The sequence below is a fragment of the Peribacillus sp. NPDC097225 genome (assembly GCF_044761955.1).
GTDB lineage: Bacteria > Bacillota > Bacilli > Bacillales > DSM-1321 > Peribacillus.
Genome location: NZ_JBIWDJ010000001.1, coordinates 152240 through 174372 on the forward strand (window position 1 = coordinate 152240; position 22133 = coordinate 174372).

The following is a 22133-nucleotide window of genomic DNA, read 5'->3' on the forward strand; positions in this document are numbered from 1 at the left end:
ATAGGCTGGACTTCTACTTACGAAGTCCAGCCTATTTAAGTAAACCTTGTTCTTTAGCAAACGCTACCGCTGCAAAGCGCGTTTCAATGCCATTTTGCTTTAGGTTTTCAAGGAAAGAGATATAAAAACTGCCATCAAACTTTTTTTGGATTTTCAAGGTCAATTCGATTGCCGTATTGACTAAAGTATCACTCGCTTCCGTGTACCGTTTGCCAAAATAAATAAAGCCTATGGCATCATCTCCGAAAGAGAAACCTTTTCCTTCAAGAAATCTCACATATTCTTCAGTTGATTGCCCCACTACTGCATCCACTCCATCATTCATACTTTTTACATCTTACCGTAAATTAGGGGTTTTGCCTATCCATTTTTCGACAAAAACCCCTATTTAAATAAAAAACGAATTCCCCATTAAGGAATTCGCTCATTCATTTTATAGCATCCGCAATAGTGTTTTATATTCATGATCCCTGGCAAGATTTTGGACTTTTTCACGATCGAATTGATAGATCGCCTGATCTAAGGTACATGATATCGGAACATCACATTTGATTTCCGCCAGCTGCCTTGATAAATGAAGCATATCAAGGGCTGATTCAATCTTTGTCCGCTGTCCCTTCGTCAATGAAGCAACATTTTCCAGGATACCCTCAATATTTTGATATTGTATCAATAACTTCAACGCTGTTTTTTCCCCAATCCCTTTTACACCTGGATAATTGTCCGCAGTATCACCCATCAATGCTTTAAGGTCGATCATCTGTCTAGGGGTAATCCCTTTCCATTCAAAGAAACTAGTGGGATTATGCACTTCATAATTGCCGTAACCCTTTTTTAGTAAGAGGACGGAAATGTTATCTTCAATCAGCTGAAGCATGTCTTGGTCACCCGTTAGGATTCCGACGCGACTATGATTGGCTGAAGCTTTTGCAATGGTACCGATACAGTCATCCGCCTCATACCCCGGAAGTCCTATATTAGGAATATCAAAAGCCTCGACCGCTTGTTTCGCTAATTCGAATTGTGGAATCATTTCAACTGGGGCAGACGTTCTGTTAGCCTTATACCCATCAAATAATTCATTACGGAAAGTTTTACTACCCATATCCCAGCAAACTGCAATATGACTAGGGGAGAAATGATTTACCGCTGTGAGCATATGCTTTAAGAAACCCTGTACAGCATTTGTGGGGGCCCCTTTAGAATTAATCATAAACTGGCCTGTGACAGCCGTTGCATAAAAGGCTCTAAATAAAAGTGCCATTCCATCGACAAGCATAAAGGAAGGCTGCTGTTCTTTTTCATTCGTTAACACTTTATCACCTCTATCATGATGTATATCTATTTTACCATAGCTGTACACCTTTTTGAGGATTGTTAATTGGAAATAACTTAATCATCCTATAGGATTATCCGGGTAGGAAATCCAGTCACTGAAGCTTCCTACATATACCTTGACATTAGTGAAACCGGCTTCCTTCAGTGCAATATAATTGGGAGAAGCCGTCACACCTGAACCACAATAAACGATGATTTCCTTATCACCGCTAATACCCTCGAATGTTTTCTTCAGTTCATCCCTTTTCAAGAAATATCCCCCGTCAAGAACATTCGTCCATACCTTATTGATTGCCCCCGGTATGTGCCCTGCCTTTTTATCGATAGGCTCTACAATTCCTAAGAACCGTTTAGTTTCCCTTGAGTCTATCAACACCACGTCATCCGGTCTCTTTTCGCTAAACTCCTTCACCTTTTCGTAAGAAGCCAAAATGGGTTCATGTATGTGTAGTCGATATTCTGCCTGTTTATATTCTGGTATACTGGAATCCGAAGGGTACCCTCCATCCTTCCATGCCTGATATCCACCATTCAGGATGTAGACATTCTGGTGCCCAATATAGGAAAGCAGCCAAACGAATCTTGAAGCGAAGCTACCCTCCCCACCATCATAGGCAACTAAAATTGTATCGTTGGTTATTCCATATGATTCTAGCTTATTTTTAAACTGAACCAAATTCGGAAGCGGATGTCTCCCTCCATGTTCTTCAACCTGTCCAGATAAGTCTTTTTCTAAATCAAAATATACGGCACCTGTAATATGTTCTTTTTCGTATTCTTTACCGCCCACTTCTGGTGACCCAAGCTTATATCGGCAATCACAAATTCTGACATCCTCTAATTTGCTCATGGATATTAACTCTTCTACCTCTATTATATATCCCATTTTACTATCTCTCCCCCTTTAGAATGGACCAATTTATATGATTGAGTTCCTTCTCCATGTCCCTTCCCACCGGAAGCTTTGTTACATTCTCTTCCAAGAAGGGGAATGTTCCTTTCAAGACCTTAAGATTTTCTTCACTTGCAAGTTTCGGAAAATCTTCGCTTTGTTTAGCCATGAATATTGTAGTCATCCTCTTTTTCATATCTTCTTCAAGCACCACGGACTCCAGCAATTCCCACACATCTATGGGTGGTAGCGATTTTTTTTGGATTAGATAGTGTAACGTCAAATACGATCGATAAACTTGTACCCAAGTTTTTAACGTTTTAATTTCCGTATCCTTTTCTTCAGCCAATCGTTGAATATTGCTCTTAATCATGCGGAGGTAATGATGCCCTAAAACCTTTTTGGAATAAGCTACATTCATTAAACTTAGCATATTTCTGCGATAGGTTGGCTCGTCGATAAGTTGAATGGGAGACGTAACTGACTCATAAACAGAAGGGTTACTCTTTAACATGAGCCGGGAGGCCTTGAACAAATCCCATCCTACGAGGTCTAAAGAGCCCTCAACCAACTGGATGGAGTCGACAGGCTTGCTTATCGATAAATATGTTTTGACTTCATTTTGGACATAAATAAATCTGACATCGAAATCCGAACTTGATGATGATAGACCAAAAGAATGGCTGCCTGTTACAGCAGCCATCATGATTGTAATATGTTCACGCTTTTCAAGTTCGGACAAAAGTGAAATAAGGTTTTCTTTCATAAAGTAACCACGTTTCCATTATTATTCTAAGAATTCATTTTTACCAATTTTTCTACAGCAGCCTCATAGTAAGGTAAATCTACCTTTTCCTCTAAAGCAGCACGTAACCCAGCAAACACATCGGCTATTTCCGCTTGGAATTTCTTTTGAATCGATAGCAATTCCTGATCCAGAATCGTTGTATATAATTCAAAAAGACGGGCACCCTGTTCTTTCACGTAAATTGAGGCAGGCTCATCCAAGCGCAATTGGATATCCTCACTCATTTTTACCTTTTCATTTTTTTCGAAGAAGCTTTTTGGATTCTTGAACTGAGCTAACTCTTTTTTGAATTCACCCGCATCCATTTGGTTAAAAGCACTTGTGAACTCAAGGGACTCTTTCTCACTTGGTTCATATGGTTGTAACGAAATTGTTTTTCGGACATTCTGGATCTGTTGGAGCAAACCGACTTGTTTTTCATTCAACAATTTATTGACGAACATCTCAGTCCTCAATGCTGTGGCACGCATTTCCTGTGATAGGTCGAATCCTAATGATTCGAGTAGGTCCTTTAAGGCTAACTTAAGGACCTGTTTCAAGTCCTGTCCGTCGTCCTTTATGACAGCAGGGTTGAATGATTCCTTGAAAAAGTCATTGAACCGGAAAAACACCCGTTGTTTACTATAGAAAGTCAATTCATCAATCTCTTTTTTCAACCGTAGTTTTTCGGCATCCCCTTTAATGACTTCCAAAATTCCTGTTATGGTCTGAGCCTCTTGCGCCAATGTCTCAAGGGCCTTTTGCTTGGCTTTCTCATCTTGCTTAGAGGCCGTAATAACATCACGCATTAATTCTTCGGTCCTTCGTACAGCCGCCTGCGCTGATTCGATTGCAAGCCCCGTTAAGTCATGTTCGATGAACGAATCGAATTGCAATTGAAATTCCGTTATTCCACTATCCTGAAGGAAAGAGTGCTTGAATGAACCAGGAAGTTTCTTTTCTGCCAAAGCACCTTTACTAGTAAGCGGGAATAGCTTTGGAAAACGGATACCGAAGCCATTCAATTGATCCGTAACATACTCCATCACTTCTTCCAACTCGTCGGTATTCTGGGCAAGATCGACTGCATTGACGATAAAGAACATTTTATCCATTGCAAAAGAATCCTTAACGCGACCAAGTTGGATCAGGAATTCTCGGTCAGCCTTTGAAAAGGGATGGTTGTAATAGGTCACGAAGAGAATCGCATCCGAGTTTTTAATATACTCGAAGGCAGCTCCAGTATGCCTGGCATTAATGGAATCCGCTCCAGGGGTATCGACAAGCACCATGCCCTGCTTTGTCATTTCACAGTCGTAACGTAATTCAATCAAATCCACGAGACATGACTTCGATTCCTCTGCTGCAAAACTCTTGAATCCTTCCAAATCCACCGTTATGACTGACCCTAAATCTTTTTGGTATGGCGGCATTCCTTGATGGAACGCACGAAGGAAGGATAGATGAGTTTTCCCTTTATCCACTTCACCCGCTTTTTCGATAATCTCCAAAGCTAGTTGATGTGCCTCACTCAGTGACTTGGCAGTTTGACCAAACGCACTTAAAGCCAATTTCACATCCTCTAGGAGCATTTCTTCGGTTTTTAATTTAACAGTCGCTGTACCATGTGGATGTTCACTGTCCGAAGCCAAGATTTTATTGATTGCGGCAGTGGTAGGGTTCGGTGATACCGGTAAAACGGTTTCCCCCATCAATGCATTGGCGAAAGATGACTTGCCGGCACTGAAAGCACCGAATAATGCAACAGTGAATGTCTGCTTTTCGAGTCTACTCGCCTTCTCTGTTAATTCTTTATAGAGCGATTGGAAACCTTTCAAAGGTTGAATCAGTTTGGCTGCACTTTGTAAGTTTCTTGCCGTATCCATCAATTTTTCCTTACCACGTAAGTCCCCTTTACTCATAGAAGGGGTGACCGATTCGATTTGCACCTTTTTTTCTTCCATGGACGTTTGGGATGGCTTCTGTTTCTTTTCCTGATTTACCGCTTCGGTTTCACTCGTATTCATTATTTTAACCTTGATATTTTTATCTTCTTCATCCCATTGAGTCAGAAGTGCCTCGATATCACTTTCCTTGGCTGACTGTACAGTCTGATTGGCAATGGCATCCAACTGTTCCTTATGAGCGGCTATTTCACCGTTCATTGCTGCTGTAACCTTAAGGGCTTCTGCAAAATCAGCAAAACCTTCCAGCTCTTTATCAATGGATTCTGATTGTAAACCAATTCTTTCTTCCAGGGTGACAATCACTTTATTGAAAAATACATCCGCTTCATCACGGGACTTCTTTTTAATCGTGGAAGCTAGGTCATTGGTATAGTTCAATACATATTCCCCTGTAACATTGACCTGTGGTTTCAGAGATTTCCGGATATACTCTTCTGTAATCTCGATATGTAATGTCTGGGCATCACTTTCTAGCGTTGCATCATGTACTTCTGCCTCAGTAAGAGTCTTTACCGCCAACTCTTTAAGGTGCCATTCAAGTTGAGTCTTAACCTTTTCTTGCAAATCAGCTAAGAAGGATTGAAGGCGCTCCGCACGTTCAGCTTCCGTTTTTTTCTTTGCAAATAATAATCCCATTTTAAAATCGGGCTGGACGGATTCCAAGAATGATTTTCCCAAATCGCGAGTAGTTGCCGGCATGATATACGCGCTTTTCAAAATGACTTCCAAATCCTCGGCAAACTGGGCTTTTATCTTCTCCAAGCGATCCGTTAAAGATCCCTTTTCCTTGATTAGTTTATCCACTTGGTCTGTCAACTTTATCCGCTCTTCATTAGGAAGCTCCGACAGTACTTCAAATTCACTGGCATGTTCTTCTTCATACTGCTCTTTTAACCAGATAAGATGTCTTTCAACAAGAGCATTCGCAGATTGCATGATGGCGTCCTTGCCATTCGACAAACCATTTTCCGCCATTTCATACAGAAAATTCCGCACAGTTTCAATTTCATTCTCGCTATTGTCCAAATCTCTAACAGACGTAAAAAAGATTCCATCAGGATATACATTCCAATTCGCAAAAGCTTCTGAAACCGATAATTTAAAATTCTGGAAGCTCAGCTCATTTTCATCATGCTTATCAATCATATTGATAATTAAGTACGTCGGTTTTTCCGCTTCTACTAATTCTTTCGTGAAAAGGAAATTCACTTCAGATTGGACATGGTTATAATCCATAACATAAAAAACGACATCCGCTAGATGCAAGGCTGATTCAGTCGATACCCTGTGAGCATCATCGGTCGAGTCAATTCCCGGCGTATCCATGATTGCACAAGAATCTGGCAATTGAAACTGATTGGAGCTAATGGTAATGGCCGATACGGAATCGCCGTCCTTGGCGAATTTCTTTACCTCTTTAAAATCATATGGTGCAGGAAATACTACCGGTGGCTGATGATGATAAAAGACCTTGGCATAGTCATCTCCTTTTTGAACTTTAACTGTATTGGCACTCGTAGGAATCGGACTAGAAGGCAATACTTGATCACCCAAAAAGTAATTGATCATGCTTGATTTCCCTGCGGAAAAATGACCACAAAAAGCAATGATAAATTCTTCTTTATTCACTTTCATGATTAACTGTTTCAGTTTATCGGCATTACCCGTATCACCTGCCAATTGGAATTTTTCATACATGGCAGTCAAAATCCCCAATTTAGACTGTTGCTTGGTTACTTCAGAAATCATCTTTCCATACCCCTTATTCTATCGTCATTTTGATACTCCTATTGTAAACGATTTCGTTTGTTATTCATACCGTTTGCTTGATGTTTTACTAGTAAAAGACGCCGTAATGCATTGGAAAACTCAAAAAAGCCCACAATTTTGTGGGCTTTCATAAGGCTTATTGCTTTACTGAATGCAGATTCTTACCGAGGTGAGGGTGTTGGGTGGTAACTAGTTTGATTTTCGTTATTTGACTGGGTTAAAGAACGATTCACCTTAGCCGGTTTTTGGATATTATTCAACACATGTTTCATCACAAATGTATATGTAGCGACTGTCAATAAAATGAATAACCAAATCATTACAAAACACCATCCTCTTTTATATTCGTACATTTTTAGTTTTAATTGTAATAGTTTTTCTTTTCAATACAACCATTGAGAATAATTTTCATCTTCATTTAGAATCTTATCACGAACGATAATCATTTTCAATAAGAAAACCAAACTTTTTATTATTTTTGCTTAAAAGCTGTAGAATATTCCGTATGTTCTTTTAAAGCCCTTTCTTCTAGTGGTATCCTCACTGACATCATCCAGACATTTAAAAGGCTGAATATCATTGCTGTATAATAAGCATTGAATAACAGTGAAATAACGATTATTTCAGTGGCCACGATGAGGTAATTCGGATGTTTAACATACCTATAGGGGCCTTTGATGATTACTTCCGCGTCAGGAACGACTATGATTTTTGTATTCCAATGCTTACCAAGAGACATGATCACCCAAACCCGGCCTACTTGGGCCAATAAAAACAACGATAACCAAATCGGCCAAAGGGGAGAAAAAGCTCTAGTAAATCCAACTACCTCAAATATGAGTGCTAAAAAGAAACTCAAGTGCAAGAGGACCATCCACCGATAATGGTCCACTCCATACTCGACTCCCCCAATTCTCTTCATCTGCTTTTCATTTTGCTTGGCGATGTATAATTCAGCAAGGCGCTGTAAGGCAATCAAGCCTATAAAAATCCCAAATAGCATCAGTTCCACCTCATTAATACTAATTCAGATGAAAATCCTGGCCCCAATGCAGCGGCAAGACCATATTGACCAGTTTGACCACTACGCTTCATGAATCTCTCCAGTACATACAAAATCGTAGCCGATGACATATTACCAAACTCTCTTAAAACCGCCATTGATTCCGCCGTCATCCCTTCGTTGAAACCTAACGATTCATGATAGGCATCAATAACCTTCTTTCCGCCAGGGTGGGCTATAAAATCCTTAATATCCCCAAGTCTAAGTCCTTCCTCCTTTAAAAAGTCTTCCACGTTCGGTTTAAGCCATTCCTTGATGATAGTAGGTATGTCTTTTGAGAAGATGACATGGAGGCCCTGGTCTTTCAAATCCCACCCCATCACATCCAATGAATTGGGCATAAGGGTGGATTGTGAATTCAAGAAATGCAGATGGTGGTCTTTATTTGATTTTCCTTCAACCTTAGCATCATCACCGCAGATCAAGACACAGCTAATTCCATCGGAAAATAAAGAGGTCCCAATTAAATTACTTTTGGAAATATCATTTTTCTGAAAGGTTAAGCTACACAGTTCTACACACAATACGATAACCTTTGCTTTCGGAAACGCTTTACAATATTCAAATGCGCGTGATAGGCCACTTGCCCCCCCGGCACAACCCAGCCCCCATATCGGTATCCTTTTCATATGAGAATTAAAAGGAAGTTCATTCATGATCCTCGCATCTATGGTTGGGGTGGCTATTCCAGTACTTGAAATATAAAAAAAGGCGTCAATTTCATTAGGATGAATCCCATTTTTCAAGAAATCAGTATTAACCAAACACTTTTCTACGGCCTCTTTTCCGAATTCGACAGCCTGTTTAACATATACTTCATTTTTTTCTTGAAAAGTATGATCTTCCCTAAACCAATCCAGGTTATTGGAAAAATACCTATTTTCAACTTGGCCGTTTTTGAACGCCTGCAATAATCGTTCTATATTCTTAAAAGATGCACCGAAAATTTCGCGGGAAAACTCCATGATTTTTTCCTGTGAAAGTTGATAAGGGAGTTTTATGTGGGCAGCAGATAAAAGATATGACATGAATTCACTCCTTATTAATCAATATATGGTTAAGCTTCCCAATCCCTTTGAATTTAATTCTAAAAAACCACGTAGTCTTAAATACGTATTTTTTCATTATTTTTTTCAATAAAATAGGTATTTCACCCTATAAATTTGATATTATAGGATTAACCATACAATCGGAGGAATTTAAATGGAAATCAGCGCTAGCATTACGAAAGTTTTAAACGGTACGATTTCAGCAGTGAAGTCCGTCCTTCCTTTTTCTTCGGATGTCCAGAAGCCTTCCCTCATTATGCAACCTTTTGAACAGGAATCCATCTCTGTACTTATTGGAATGACGGGAGCCGTTCGGGGTAGATTAATTATCGAAGGAACAAGTGACTGTGTAAGTAAAATAGGCGAAGTCATGTTTGGAATGCCTCTAGAAGGCGAAATGCTAGAGTCGTTCGCCGCAGAGCTTGGTAATATGCTTGCAGGTAATCTCGCAACTTCCTTAGCAAATGATGATACCTTAATGGATATAACACCACCAACCGTCCTTGTCGGTCAAACGAAAATGTATGGCTTCAATCAAGCCATCAATTTGCCTGTCGTCCTCGAAGGGGCTGGAACCCTTCATATTATTCTGATGATTGAAAGCTAGTTTCAACATGAAAGAACCCCCTTACCTTCATACCTGGTAAGGGGGTTCTTTCATTCTTCTTTCTCCACGGAAGATTGATTTTGTACTTGGATGATGATGTTCTGAAATTCCTCTTTCCCACAGACAAAACATCTACATTCCTGATTCAAAATGGTCCGACAATGCATACAATATTTTTTTTCCATTCCTATCACTTTCTTTCTTAAACAGATACTAACAATATATTCAGAAAGTGAAGAGAGTTTCCTTTTTATTTTTTAAACCAACCATTTTAATTCAGTTGCCTAGGGGACAAATAAAAACTGCCTCCCCACCGAATCGGATAAGGAAGACAGTCTCATTTTTTGATCATGTGAAAATAATCAGGCTACTTTTTGTCCTTCGATACGCACTTTCTTTACTCTCCCTTTTGTCGGGATAACATTGAAAATGATATTCAAGAAGATCGCAGTTAAACTTCCAGCAACGATACCATTTTCGGTTAGAATCTGGATGCCGCCAGGAATATTTGCGAACACCTCGGGAACAACCGTCACCCCTATTCCCATACCTACTGAACAGGCAATGATCAATAAATTTTCCTGGGAGGAAAAATCCACCCTGCTCAGCATTTTAATTCCCGCTGCAATCACCATCCCGAACATGGCTACCATCGCGCCTCCTAAAACGGATGGAGGAATGATCGTTGTGAACGCACCTATTTTAGGTACGAAACCAATTAATATGAGCATGCTCGCAGCTACATAAATGACATTTCTTGTTTTGATGCCCGATAATTGAATCAGGCCCACATTTTGCGAAAAAGCCGTATATGGAAATGCATTAAACAGACCACCGATTATACTGGCCAATCCTTCCGAACGATACCCCCGCGCCAAGTCATCTTCAGAAATTTCTTTATCTGTGATTTCCCCCAAAGCATAGTAAACACCTGTTGATTCCACTAAACTTACTACAGCAACCAGGGTCATGGTTATGATGGCCGTGATATTAAACTCAGGAAAACCGAAATAGAAAAAATGTGGCATATGAAGCCATGAAGCGCCCTCTACGGCACTGAATTCTACTTTACCCATGAAGAAAGCCACAAATGTCCCAAAGAATAATCCAAGTAAAATAGCAATGGACCTGGCAAAGCCCGTTGAGAACTTATACATCAAAATGATGAATAGCAACGTTCCAAAACCAAGGGCTACATTATTCAAGGAACCAAAATCAACCGCACCTTGTCCGCCCCCCAGATTATTAATGGCCACTGGAATGAGCGTAATTCCAATGATTGTAACTACCGATCCTGTTACAACAGGCGGGAAGAACCTCGATAGCTTCCCAAAAAACTTACTGATCAAAACCACAATCAAACCTGAAACCAGAATGGCCCCATAAATGCTATTCATCCCATACTGAGTACCAATTGCAATCATCGGACTTACTGCGGTGAAAGTACAACCAAGTACTACAGGAAGGCCAATCCCAAAATATTTCATTTTTACGACTTGCAATAAAGTCGCAATACCACACATTAAAATGTCGATTGAAACTAAATAGGTCAACTGTGTCGAGTTCAATCCCATAGCACCACCAACAATAAGGGGGATAACAATGGCACCAGCATACATTGCAAGAACGTGTTGTAACCCTAACGATGCAACTTTCAATGGGGATTGATTTTCAGACATGAACGATAGCTCCTTCCCGCTCCTCAATGAATGTTATTTGGCCTACGTTCAACTCCTTGATCCTTGCTAAGGATTCAACTTGGAAACCTTGATCCCTAAGATCTTTGCCACCACTTTGGAAAGCTTTCTCTATAACGATTCCTATACCGACCACTTCAGCGCCTACCTGTTTACAAATATCCGCCAACCCCCGGGCAGCCTGTCCAACAGCTAAAAAGTCATCGATTATTAAGACTTTATCACCGGCTTTAATATACTTATCCGATACGGAAATAGTATTGGTTTCTTTTTTAGTAAAGGAATGAACCGATGCCGTCACTAGCCCCTCAGTCAATGTAAGGGATTTACGTTTACGAGCAAAAATTAATGGAACATCCAATTCCAAAGCTGCCATAAGACCTGGTCCAATCCCCGAAGATTCAATCGTAAGCACCTTTGTTATCTCTTTATGTGCAAATCGTTTTACAAATTCTTTACCGATTTCTTTCATTAGCACAGGATCCATTTGGTGGTTCAAGAATGAATCCACTTTTAAAATGTCTTTAGATAACGCTTGCCCCTCTGACAAGATTTTTTCTTTTAATAGTTGCATGAAGATTCCTCCCAATCTAAGATGATTGATTATTTTAAGTCATGTCATTGTTTCCTGGTAAATGAAAAATGCCCAAGAAACATTGCATCACATAGTAGAGTGAAGCAATATTTCTTGGGCATTCATGAAAAAGGATATATAAAGTCCCTTCAAGTCGCGACAAGATCTATTACTCACTCATAGTCAGATTATTTACGGTAATCCGGTAGAAACTTGCAGGCCATATTCCTGCGATTATACGAGTGAAAAAAATTTATTTTTAATAATACAAGAATTATAACAATGCCTTCACAATTTGAAAAGAAAAACTTGATAAAAAAACGAACTTTAAATTAAAATGATAGTTTATCATTCGTGTTATTTGAAAATTCAAAAAATATATTTTGGAGATATCCTTTCGTATGGAATATAAATGGCAAGTTCATAAACTTCACAATACTTTCACAATACGCCTTCCTTTCAAACCAACACTTTCCTTAACGTTCAATATTCCCCTATTTCCAACTTGTTAAGACAATGATTGAACAATTTGTGAAATGAGAAAAAACAGCTACTATTCATCTGGTACTTTTGTATGATTAAGTAGCTTAGTTACTCTATTTTTTTCTAATGGGAAAGGTGTGAAAAAATGTCCGAACCTACTGGCAAGAACAAAACACAAATAAAACAAGATTCTGATTTGAAAGGCACACTCGCTTCGGTTTTACTACTTGGAATTTTTCTAATAGTGATTTGGGTCAGCATTTATTTTTTATTTACGGGTCGTTTAGGTTAAGTGAGGAGGATAAATGATGCATATGCATAAGTTTGAAAAGATTTGGCTCATTTTAGGAACGGTCGCCCTACTCATTTTCTTAACAGTTCTAGGGGTAAGTGCTTTCTATTTAGGGAACCAGCCACCAAGCTGTTTAGTAACCATCGACCCTGAAAAGGTTGATACCACTGCCCCCTTCAATGATCCCGGATTACATAAAGTAGACGGAAAGGATTGGGATTATGAATTAGTATTTGTGGCTTCGGCTTTTTCGTACAGCCCAGCAAAGGTGGAGATTCCAAAGGGGGCGACTGTCAAAATCATTGCGACAACCAAGGATGTCATCCACGGATTTGAAGTAGCCGGGACAAATGTCAATATGATGCTTGAACCTGGTTATGTCAGTGAATATACCGCTACTTTCAATAAAGTGGGGGAAAACCTAATTATATGCAATGAATACTGCGGAGTTGGTCACCATATGATGAGCTCTCAAATTGAGGTGGTTTCAAAATGACAAAAGCTATTGATAACGAAAAAATTCACCCACTTGATGCGAAGCTTTCCATGGCACATTTCTATGTTGCCATCATTGCCTTGGGACTAGGGGGCTTTGCGGGACTCCTTCAAACACTTGTACGTTCAGGCAAAGTCGAATTGCCTGCAGGAATAACCTATTATCAACTACTTACTGTCCATGGCGTTTTACTCGCACTAATTCTTACGACCTTCTTCATTTTGGGGTTTCATCTTTCAGCAATCAGTAAAACCATAGGACCTTTAACCAAATGGGCAAGATTCTCAGGCTGGGTTGGTTTTTGGACAATGACAGTTGGAACGGCAATGGCGGCTCTTATGGTGTTATTAAACGAAGCTTCCGTCCTTTATACTTTTTATGCCCCTCTTCAAGCCCATCCTATTTTCTATGGGGGATTGACACTTGTCATCGTTGGCAGTTGGTTTAGCGGTGGCTCCCTATTGGTGACATACCATAAATGGCGGAAAAATAACAAGGGAAAATCCAGCCCCTTATTAAGTTTCATGGCTGTGGTCAATACTTTATTATGGTTCGTAGCCACGTTAGGGGTCGCTATCACCGTCTTGTTCCAGCTTCTTCCTTGGTCTTTAGGATGGGTTGATTCGATTAACATTTTAGCAAGCAGGACTTTGTTCTGGTATTTTGGTCATCCACTTGTTTATTTCTGGTTGCTACCAGCCTATATGTGCTGGTATGTAGTGATTCCTAAGATCATTGGCGGTAAAATATTTTCGGATTCATTAGCGAGGATGTCTTTTATTTTATTTCTGTTGTTCTCCATTCCTGTCGGGCTTCATCATCAATTGCTTGAGCCAGGAATAGACCCTGTTTGGAAATATATACAAGTTGCATTAACTTTCTTGGTCGTAATCCCTTCTTTAATGACTGCTTTTTCTTTATTCGGCACTTTTGAAAAATACGGACGTTCACAAAATGCTACAGGTTTATTCGGATGGTTCCTAAAACTCCCTTGGGGCGATGCCCGTTTTACCGTTCCTTTTATCGGGATGGTGGCTTTCGTCCCAGCTGGAGCCGGGGGACTTGTCAATGCATCGAACCAATTGAACCAGGTTGTTCATAATACCATATGGGTAACGGGACATTTTCATTTAACATTGGCCACTTCAGTAATTCTAACTTTTTTCGGCATTTCTTATTGGCTGGTTCCTCATTTGACTGGACGGATATTGACTAAAAAACTTAATAAATTAGCCATCATTCAAGGTATCTTTTGGGCAATCGGAATGTCCATCATGTCTGGGGCTATGCATATTGCCGGACTACTGGGTGCACCTCGTCGCTCATCTTTTTCTACTTATGGGGAGTCAGCACAGGCACTTGAGTGGATTCCTTATCAAATCGCCCAGGCAATCGGTGGAACCATACTATTTATTGGAATCGTTTTATATATTATTATTTTCATCCAATTGGCCTTCTTTGCTCCAAAGGGAAATGAAGAATTCCCAGTAGGTGAATCAAATGCGGATGCAACAATTTCTCTCGTTTTTGAAAACTGGAAATTATGGCTTGGAATAACCGCAGCACTTATTCTTTTCGCCTATACCATTCCATTTATTGATATCATTCAAAATGCCCCACCAGGTTCAAAGGGTTTTAAATTATGGTGATTAAAGAAAGCCTTGGCAAGTTGCCAAGGCTTCACTTTATCCATGTTATTTAACTTTATAAACCGCTTTATACTTTTCTTCTAGATACTCGATTAAATATTGCACATTCAAACCTTCCCCCGTTGTTTCTTTCAAAATCTCTAAGGGTTTTTTCAACTTACCGAATTTATGGACCTTTTCGTTAAGCCAATTCCTGATAGGTTCAATGTTACCCGCTTCCAAAAGTTCATTAAATTGTGGTAAATCCTGCAGCATCGCATGTTTAAATTGAGCGGCATACATATAGCCAAGTGCATAGGATGGAAAATACCCAAAACTTCCGTCAGACCAATGGACGTCTTGCAAAACACCCACTGCATCATCTTCAGGTATGATACCCAGATACTCCTCGTATTTTTTGTTCCATGCACTTGGTAAGTCCTTCACTTCAAGCTCACCATTAAAGAGAGCCTTTTCCAATTCATAGCGAATCATGATATGTAGTGGGTATGTTAACTCATCGGCTTCAATACGGATAAAAGAAGGCTTCGATTCATTAATTCCACGATAGAAATCTTCAAGTGCAACATCCGCGAACTGCTCGGGAGCAAACTCCTTTAAAAGCGAATATTGGTTTTTCCAGAAACTTAAGCTTCGGCCAATGAAGTTTTCAAAAAATAAAGATTGAGATTCATGGATTCCCATCGAAGTCCCACTATCGAGAAGTGTACCCGTTAACTCCTCAGCAATATTCTGCTCGTAAATAGCGTGGCCACACTCATGGATGGTGCCAAAAATTGCGCCTCTAAAATCACGTTCGTCATACCGGGTCGTAACACGAACGTCGCCTCTATTAATTCCAGTTGCAAATGGATGGACGGTTTCATCAAGCCTACCAGCCTTAAAATCGTACCCGATTTGTTTTAAAACTTCGTGGTTGAATTGCTGTTGTTTTTCCTTAGGAAATTCCTTATAAAGGAAATCTGTCCCAGGTTGATGCTTACTATCGGCAATTTGCTTGACCAAGGGAACGATGCTCGCCTGAAGCTCACCAAATACTCGATCTAGGATCTCAACGGTCATACCCGGTTCATACATATCTAACAAAGTATCGTATGGCTGGTCCTTGTATCCCCAATATTCAACAAATTTACGAGTATAGGCGACAACTCTCTCAAGGTAAGGTTCAAATATAGAAAAGTCCGCTTTTTCCCTTGCTTCTTCCCACGCACTTTCCGAACGGGATTGTAATATCACGAATTCCTTATATTCATCTGCTGGAATCTTATTATTTCTCTCAAAGGTTTTCTTACATTCCTGTACCATTTTCATCGTTACTTCACTAAGTTTTCGTTCTGCTTTCTCTGTTGTGAGCTCATCAATAAACCGCTTCATTTCGGAACTTGTGGTCATATTGAAAACTTCAGAGGAGAGCACCCCAATCACTTCAGATCGTTGCTCCACACCCTTTTTGGGAGCTCCCGTACGCAAGTCCCAGAATATGAGTGCAAGCGCCTCGTTATATGCCGATATTTTCTTGACGTATTCTTTAAATTCTCTTTCTACTTGCTCCACGCTACCTGTCAAATAAAACATCCCCTTTCACATTACACTTTACCATATTATACAAGGGAAAATCACATCAGAACGAATTGAATTCATAAAAGGTCCAAGGGGATTTCCCTTGGACCTTAACATGTTTTTTTATTAAAGAGATACCGGAAGGACAGAAATGATTTTTTCTTTAACTTGATTTGATAAATCATTGTCAATCAGTATTTGTACAGTTCCAGAGTCGTTGCTGGTCCGGATTAAACGTCCAATACCCTGACGTAAACGAAGAAGCATATACGGGAGGTCAACGGCTTCAAATGGATCGGTGACCGAGTTCCTCTTAGCTTCGAATACAGGATCATGTGGCGGGAATGGGAGGGAGTGTATCACTACATTCTGCAATGAATCTCCCGGTACATCCAGGCCTTCCCATAAATGATAGGAGAACAGAACGGAATGCTCTTCTTCCTGAAACTTTTTAACAAGGTCGCTAATCTCCGATTCACCTTCAAAATAGAAAGGATAATCACCCTTCCTGCAGTTCTCCTTGAACCAAAGCAACTCTTCTTTTGATTGAAACAATACGAGTGTCCGTCCTTTGTTCTCCTCAATTGTTCCCATTGTATAATTGAGTTTAGCTAACCGATCTCCTTTTTCAAAGGTCGGCATGTTCATCTTCATCACTTCTTCATAATCAAATGGAGATTCAACCGAGAAGCTATCGAACTTTTTAATCCCCAAGCTATCCGCAATATATTGGAATGATTTATTATCGGATAAGGTCGCTGATGAAAAAATGTATGGAATTTTTTTCGAGAATACTTGTTCAGATAAAATATCCTGGACAAGTCTAGGCATGATGACCAACGTTTTAGTCATTTCATTTTCTTCAAACCACGAAACGGCTTGTTCATCTTTCACGAAGAGAGAAAGTGAGTATCCCAACTGTTCTAAATACTCTTCAGTGACTTTCAAATCATAGTCGTTAATCGTATACATTTCCGATTCAAAAACAAGGCTTTCTTCTAGTTCTTCCACCTTTTCATGAAGTCTTTTAGCAAAATTGGTGATTTCTTTCGACATCGGTATTTCATATCGGTTTGAACCACTTACATGAATTGCCTTTTCGTCGAGCAAATCAAAAAACTCTTCGTTTATATCAATTAAATCTTCTATGATGTACAGCGTTTCCTCACGCACTTGATTAGCTGTTAACAACTCCAAAACTGAAGCGAGGGTTTGTTCACCCACTTTATATGTTAGAGCCTTTTGTGCAGAGAATTCGAGTAAATGACCTTCGTCGAAGATTACACAACTATGTTCTGGCAATAACGGTAGTTGTCCTTCACGCTTGCGCTTATCTTTCGTCCAAACATGTTCCATGAAGAAATCATGTGAACAAATGATTAAGTCACTTGATTTCCGGTAATGATCACGGGAAAGTGTTTGTCCACAACGCTGACGTTTATCACAGGTAAAGCAATTTTGTAACTGGTCCCAGCCTACTTTAGACCAATCTTCATCATTAAGGTATGGATATTGTTTACGATCCCCATAAGGCGTATAAGCATTCATAGATGAATTGTTATGCACAAATTTAGGGAGTTCATCAAATAGCTGATCGATGCCCTCAGAATCCTCATGATTCACAGCATGATCCAGCTTCTTTAGGCATACATATTGATCGTGGTATTTCGCAAGCCTAACATCCACTTCAATACCTAAGGCGCTCTTTATTTTTTGTATGTCGCCTTCTTCTTTAACGAGTTGTTCAATCAAAGTCTCATCAGCGCAGGAAATGATTGCCGGTTTATTGGTGTATCTGGCATAACAGATTGCATATAACAGATAAACCAATGTTTTACCCGTCCCTACACCAGCTTCTGCGAAACTTATATTTTTTTCCTTAAAGGCCTTTTCTAGTTGAAAAGCCATGAATATTTGTTCGTCGCGTAGCTCGAATCCTTTTTCGGGAAGAATATCGTAAAAAACATCACCCATCCATTCTGAAAGCTTATCATAAAAAGAATCTTCCTTTGTTACCGAAAAAGGCAGTGTTTTTAGCATCCTGGTCTCCCCTTTTATCTATCTTAAGTATATGAATTCAGGTTTTAAAATATATCTAGGCAAAAGTATATTATCCTTCAATTCCTTCACATAGTCAAGGTATTTTGTCATGGCTATTAAAAAGTTTTATGTACTATGGTGTTTATATTGCTAGGGATTGCCAAAAAACAAAAAGACAGACTCCCTAGAGAGCCTGTCTGTAAATACTATAAGGTTGAATTAAGCTTTGTTTACGTTTGATGCTTGCGGTCCGCGTTGACCTTGTTCTACATCAAATGTAACATCTTGGCCTTCTTCAAGTGTTTTGAAACCTTCTCCTTGGATAGCTGAGAAATGTACGAATACATCGTCTCCACCTTCGCGTTCGATGAATCCAAAACCTTTTTCTGCGTTAAACCATTTTACTTTACCTTGTTCCATTTTTGTTGCCTCCTAGTGTGTTTGCCACACATTATATTACTATCCTTGCTCACTGATTAATAAGGTATTCCTTAAATCTGAACAAAAATAATTCACTATCAGAATAACAGAAATGGAAGGGATAATCAAGAATAGAACCCACTTTAGATAAAATGTCCTGACTTTTCAAAATCTTATATTATATTATACCTACTTATTCGCCTCTAGGTTGTCTTGCCGGCCTTTTTCCCCAATATTGATAAAAGTCCGTCCTAATGAATCCATTGAACAGCTTCCTTTTTTTCGTAGCTGGTTTCCCATAAAACTGTTCAAAGTCCGGGTTTGAGGTAATCATGTAAATAGACCATGTATCAAGCTTTTTAAATGCCTCTCCCATCTCTTTATACATCTGCTCAACGGCTTTCTTTTCACCAAGACGTTCCCCATATGGTGGGTTCCCCACAATGACGCCATATTCCTTCCTCGTCGAGATATCCCTCACCTGCATTTGTTTGAAATCAATCAAATCTCCAAGACCTGCTTCGAAACTATTGGCTTTTGAGATTTCGACCATGCGGTGATCAATATCACATCCTGAAATATCCAAATACTGATCGTAATCAGCCAAATCCTCAGCTTCGGTTCTCGCTTCATCCCAAACCTTGCTATCCATCCAAGACCAGGTTTCGGAAATGAAGTCACGGTTAAATCCAGGAGCAATATTCTGTCCAATCAATGCCGCTTCAATAGGAATCGTCCCGGAACCACAGAATGGGTCGATGAATGGTTTATCTGGTTTCCAGTTCGTGAGCATTACCAACGCTGCCGCCAAGGTTTCTTTAAGAGGTGCTTCACCTTGCCCAGTGCGGTAGCCACGTTTATGTAATCCAGCTCCTGATGTATCTATCGTAAGTGTTACTAAATCTTTTAAAATCGATACTTCAATTTTAAATAATGGGCCTGTCTCTTCAAACCAGGAAACTTGCTTATACTTACTTTTCAATCGATCGACAATCGCTTTTTTCACGATGGCCTGACAATCAGGAACACTATACAACTGGGATTTAACTGATTTACCGCTGACTGGAAACTCAACATCTACAGATAGGTAATCTTCCCAATTCAAGGCTTTGGTTTTTTCAAACAGCTCATCAAAGGAATACGCCTTGAATTCAGCGACCTTAATTTTCACACGATCGGCACTACGTAACCATAAATTAGAGCGGGCTATGGCCATTTGGTCCCCTTTGTACATAATTTTTCCGTTTTCAACTTCACAGTCGTAACCCAAGTCACGGACTTCCTTTGCAACAATAGATTCCAATCCCATTGCTGATGTTGCAATAATATCGAATTGTTTCATTCGTCATGCACCTTCTTTCCTATAATCAAAATCGGTTTCCACATTTCCAAAAAGTCATGCAATTCAGTAACGGGTAACGGTTTTGACAAGTAAAACCCTTGAATGATATCACACTTTTGCGTTTTCAAAAAGTCTACTTGCTTTTTAAGTTCCACGCCTTCTGCTATGATTTCCAGATTAAGCGTCTTAGCCATAGTAATAATCGCTATCACTATTGCCGAGTCATCTTTGTCATTATCTACGTTTTTAATAAAACTTTGATCGATTTTAAGAGTATCAATAGGGAATTTTCGCAAGTAACTCAATGATGAATAACCAGTCCCAAAATCATCAATGGACAATTTAAATCCTTGTTGCTTGAGTGCGACTAATTTTTTTATCGAATTCTGGGCATTAGGCATGATTATGCTTTCGGTCAATTCCAACTCCACACGATGGGGATTGATGTTAGTGTCTTGTATGAGGCCAATGACTTCTTTCGCAAAGTTTTCCTGGGTGAAATGCAATCCTGATATATTGATACTTACCTTTAAATCAGGATACCCAGAAATATGGAATTTTCTAATTTCCTCACATGCCTGTTTAATGACCCAATGGCTGATTGGGATGATCAGTCCCGTTTCTTCCGCAATAGGAATGAACTCGGCAGGAGAAACCTGTCCTAATTCAGGAACACTCCAACGCAGGAGTGCTTCCACACCCACCACTTTCCCTGTTTCAAGATGGACCTGCGGATGATAGTGAACCTGAAGCTCGTTGTTTTCGATTGCTGTATGTAGCCTATTTTCTATTGTTCTTCTCCGGGTATCATTCCCCGTTTGTAAATCTTCATGATATAATTCAAAGCTATTAACCCCATTGGCCTTCGCTTTTTGTAACGATTTTTCAGCATTTATTAATAATGTTTCAACCTGTGAGCCATCAAAGGGATATAAACTAATTCCTACACTAACTGATGTATATACCTCTTCGTCATATAAATAAAAAGGCTGTTTGAGTGTTGAAATGACATCCTCAGAGACGTGGACAGCTTCTTTTACATGCTTTAAATGGGGCAAGACAATGATAAACTCGTCGCCGCCAATTCGTGCAATCACATTTTCGTTTTTCAACATTCTCTTTATTCTTGCTGCAACTTTTTTCAGCAATAAATCCCCATATCCATGACCTAGTGTTTCATTAATCGCTTTAAATCGTGCAAGGTCTAAGTGTAACACAGCGAGTGTTTGATTGTATTTTTCAGACATTTCGATTAAGCGGCACAGCTCTTCATTCAATAAAGAACGGTTAGCCATTCCTGTCAAAGCATCATACCGAATCAGTTTTTGCAGTTGATTTTCCTGATGCTTCCTATCGGTGATATCAGAAAACAACGCAACATAGTGTGTGACTTCTCCAGATTCATTCGTAATGGCAAGAATCGTTAACCACTCAAGGAAAACCTCACCATTTTTTCGTCTATTCCAGATTTCTCCGCTCCATCTTCCACATTCCCCTATCTCTTTCCACATGGCATCATAAAAATCTTTTTTATGATATCCGGATTGAAGAATATTTGGCTTTTTTCCAACTGCCTCTTCTTCTGTATATCCTGTCACGATTTGAAAGGCTGGGTTCACGGATAGAATGACACCATGCTTGTCCGTATATAAGACACTCTCTTCAATATTCATGAAAATTTTTTCAGCAAGGATCCTTTCTGTTTCTTCCCTTACCCGAAAATCATGATGATCAAAAATAACAGAGTAAAACATTTGTCCCTTTAATGAGATTCCACTAATTTTCATTTTACTTTTAAATCGCTCTCCATTTTTACGGATCATAATTGGAGAGCCAGTATAGGATTGACTACTTCGTAATTCCTTACTCATCATTTCAACCTCATGCTCACTGGCAAATAAAGAAGGAAATAAATGGCCACATTGTTTAAAATCAGAGTATCCGATAATTTTCTCCGCCGCCTTATTCCATTGGATAATTAATCCTTCTTCAGTATAGACCAAAGCCCCCTCCTGCATTTGCTGCAGCATGGTATCAGCCAATGAAAACACTTCCGGAAAACCAACCTGCATATCCCTCATGTTGAAAACCTCCGATAGTACACTAG

The 22133-nt window shown here is 39.5% G+C and carries 17 protein-coding genes and 1 riboswitch; of the genes, 3 read left to right on the plus strand and 14 right to left on the minus strand.

What is annotated here, in order from left to right:
- Positions 1-31: 31 nt before the first annotated feature.
- The 7 genes from ACIQXH_RS00725 to ACIQXH_RS00755 form a co-directional block, all read right to left on the minus strand.
- A complete protein-coding gene (locus ACIQXH_RS00725; protein WP_402869063.1) occupies positions 32-325 on the minus strand; it encodes a DUF6123 family protein in 294 nt (97 codons plus the stop codon).
- Positions 326-433: 108 nt separating this feature from the next.
- Complete coding sequence (locus tag ACIQXH_RS00730) at positions 434-1279, minus strand: 5'-3' exonuclease (protein ID WP_402869869.1); 846 nt, start codon at positions 1277-1279, stop codon at positions 434-436.
- A gap of 117 nt (positions 1280-1396) precedes the next feature.
- Entirely contained in the window at positions 1397-2224 is an 828-nt protein-coding gene (locus ACIQXH_RS00735; protein ID WP_403079409.1) for a sulfurtransferase, read from the minus strand.
- A gap of 4 nt (positions 2225-2228) precedes the next feature.
- Positions 2229-2996: a DNA polymerase beta superfamily protein gene (locus ACIQXH_RS00740; RefSeq protein WP_403079407.1), complete on the minus strand. Its 768-nt coding sequence runs from the start codon at positions 2994-2996 to the stop codon at positions 2229-2231.
- Positions 2997-3022: 26 nt separating this feature from the next.
- A complete protein-coding gene (locus ACIQXH_RS00745) occupies positions 3023-6733 on the minus strand; it encodes a dynamin family protein (protein ID WP_403121839.1) in 3711 nt (1236 codons plus the stop codon).
- A 493-nt stretch (positions 6734-7226) separates the two neighbouring features.
- Entirely contained in the window at positions 7227-7757 is a 531-nt protein-coding gene (locus ACIQXH_RS00750) for an isoprenylcysteine carboxyl methyltransferase family protein (RefSeq protein WP_402869069.1), read from the minus strand.
- A complete protein-coding gene (locus tag ACIQXH_RS00755) occupies positions 7757-8845 on the minus strand; it encodes a type III polyketide synthase (RefSeq protein WP_403121841.1) in 1089 nt (362 codons plus the stop codon). Before ACIQXH_RS00755 ends, ACIQXH_RS00750 begins: the two co-directional genes overlap by 1 nt.
- Before the next feature lie 175 nt (positions 8846-9020).
- Here ACIQXH_RS00755 and ACIQXH_RS00760 point away from each other — a divergent pair, with 175 nt between their 5' ends.
- Complete coding sequence (locus ACIQXH_RS00760) at positions 9021-9473, plus strand: chemotaxis protein CheX (protein ID WP_402869073.1); 453 nt, start codon at positions 9021-9023, stop codon at positions 9471-9473.
- A gap of 362 nt (positions 9474-9835) precedes the next feature.
- Here ACIQXH_RS00760 and ACIQXH_RS00765 read toward each other — a convergent pair whose 3' ends face one another.
- Entirely contained in the window at positions 9836-11152 is a 1317-nt protein-coding gene (locus tag ACIQXH_RS00765; protein WP_402869074.1) for a nucleobase:cation symporter-2 family protein, read from the minus strand.
- Positions 11145-11744 carry a xanthine phosphoribosyltransferase gene (locus tag ACIQXH_RS00770; protein ID WP_402869076.1) on the minus strand — a complete coding sequence of 200 codons (600 nt, stop codon included), beginning with the start codon at positions 11742-11744 and terminating at the stop codon, positions 11145-11147. Before ACIQXH_RS00770 ends, ACIQXH_RS00765 begins: the two co-directional genes overlap by 8 nt.
- Before the next feature lie 160 nt (positions 11745-11904).
- Positions 11905-12006, minus strand: a riboswitch (purine riboswitch).
- A gap of 529 nt (positions 12007-12535) precedes the next feature.
- On the opposite strand from ACIQXH_RS00770, the gene ACIQXH_RS00775 reads away from it, so the two are divergent.
- Positions 12536-13015, plus strand: coding sequence for a cytochrome c oxidase subunit II (locus ACIQXH_RS00775; RefSeq protein WP_402869078.1), 480 nt, complete (start codon positions 12536-12538; stop codon positions 13013-13015).
- Entirely contained in the window at positions 13012-14664 is a 1653-nt protein-coding gene (locus ACIQXH_RS00780) for a b(o/a)3-type cytochrome-c oxidase subunit 1 (protein ID WP_403121843.1), read from the plus strand. Before ACIQXH_RS00775 ends, ACIQXH_RS00780 begins: the two co-directional genes overlap by 4 nt.
- 45 nt (positions 14665-14709) lie before the next feature.
- Here ACIQXH_RS00780 and ACIQXH_RS00785 read toward each other — a convergent pair whose 3' ends face one another.
- From ACIQXH_RS00785 to ACIQXH_RS00805, 5 genes are all read right to left on the minus strand, one after another.
- Positions 14710-16239 carry a carboxypeptidase M32 gene (locus ACIQXH_RS00785; RefSeq protein ID WP_403121845.1) on the minus strand — a complete coding sequence of 510 codons (1530 nt, stop codon included), beginning with the start codon at positions 16237-16239 and terminating at the stop codon, positions 14710-14712.
- A 111-nt stretch (positions 16240-16350) separates the two neighbouring features.
- Positions 16351-18264 (minus strand): ATP-dependent DNA helicase, encoded by a 1914-nt coding sequence (locus ACIQXH_RS00790; RefSeq protein ID WP_402956753.1) that lies wholly within the window; start codon positions 18262-18264, stop codon positions 16351-16353.
- A gap of 219 nt (positions 18265-18483) precedes the next feature.
- Positions 18484-18684 carry a cold-shock protein gene (locus ACIQXH_RS00795; protein WP_034307871.1) on the minus strand — a complete coding sequence of 67 codons (201 nt, stop codon included), beginning with the start codon at positions 18682-18684 and terminating at the stop codon, positions 18484-18486.
- A 193-nt stretch (positions 18685-18877) separates the two neighbouring features.
- The gene (locus ACIQXH_RS00800) at positions 18878-20026 is read right to left on the minus strand and encodes a THUMP domain-containing class I SAM-dependent RNA methyltransferase (protein ID WP_402869085.1); all 1149 of its coding nucleotides are present in this window, start codon (positions 20024-20026) and stop codon (positions 18878-18880) included.
- Complete coding sequence (locus tag ACIQXH_RS00805; protein ID WP_403079398.1) at positions 20023-22107, minus strand: sensor domain-containing protein; 2085 nt, start codon at positions 22105-22107, stop codon at positions 20023-20025. The genes ACIQXH_RS00800 and ACIQXH_RS00805 overlap by 4 nt, the downstream gene beginning before the upstream one ends.
- Positions 22108-22133 lie beyond the last annotated feature (26 nt).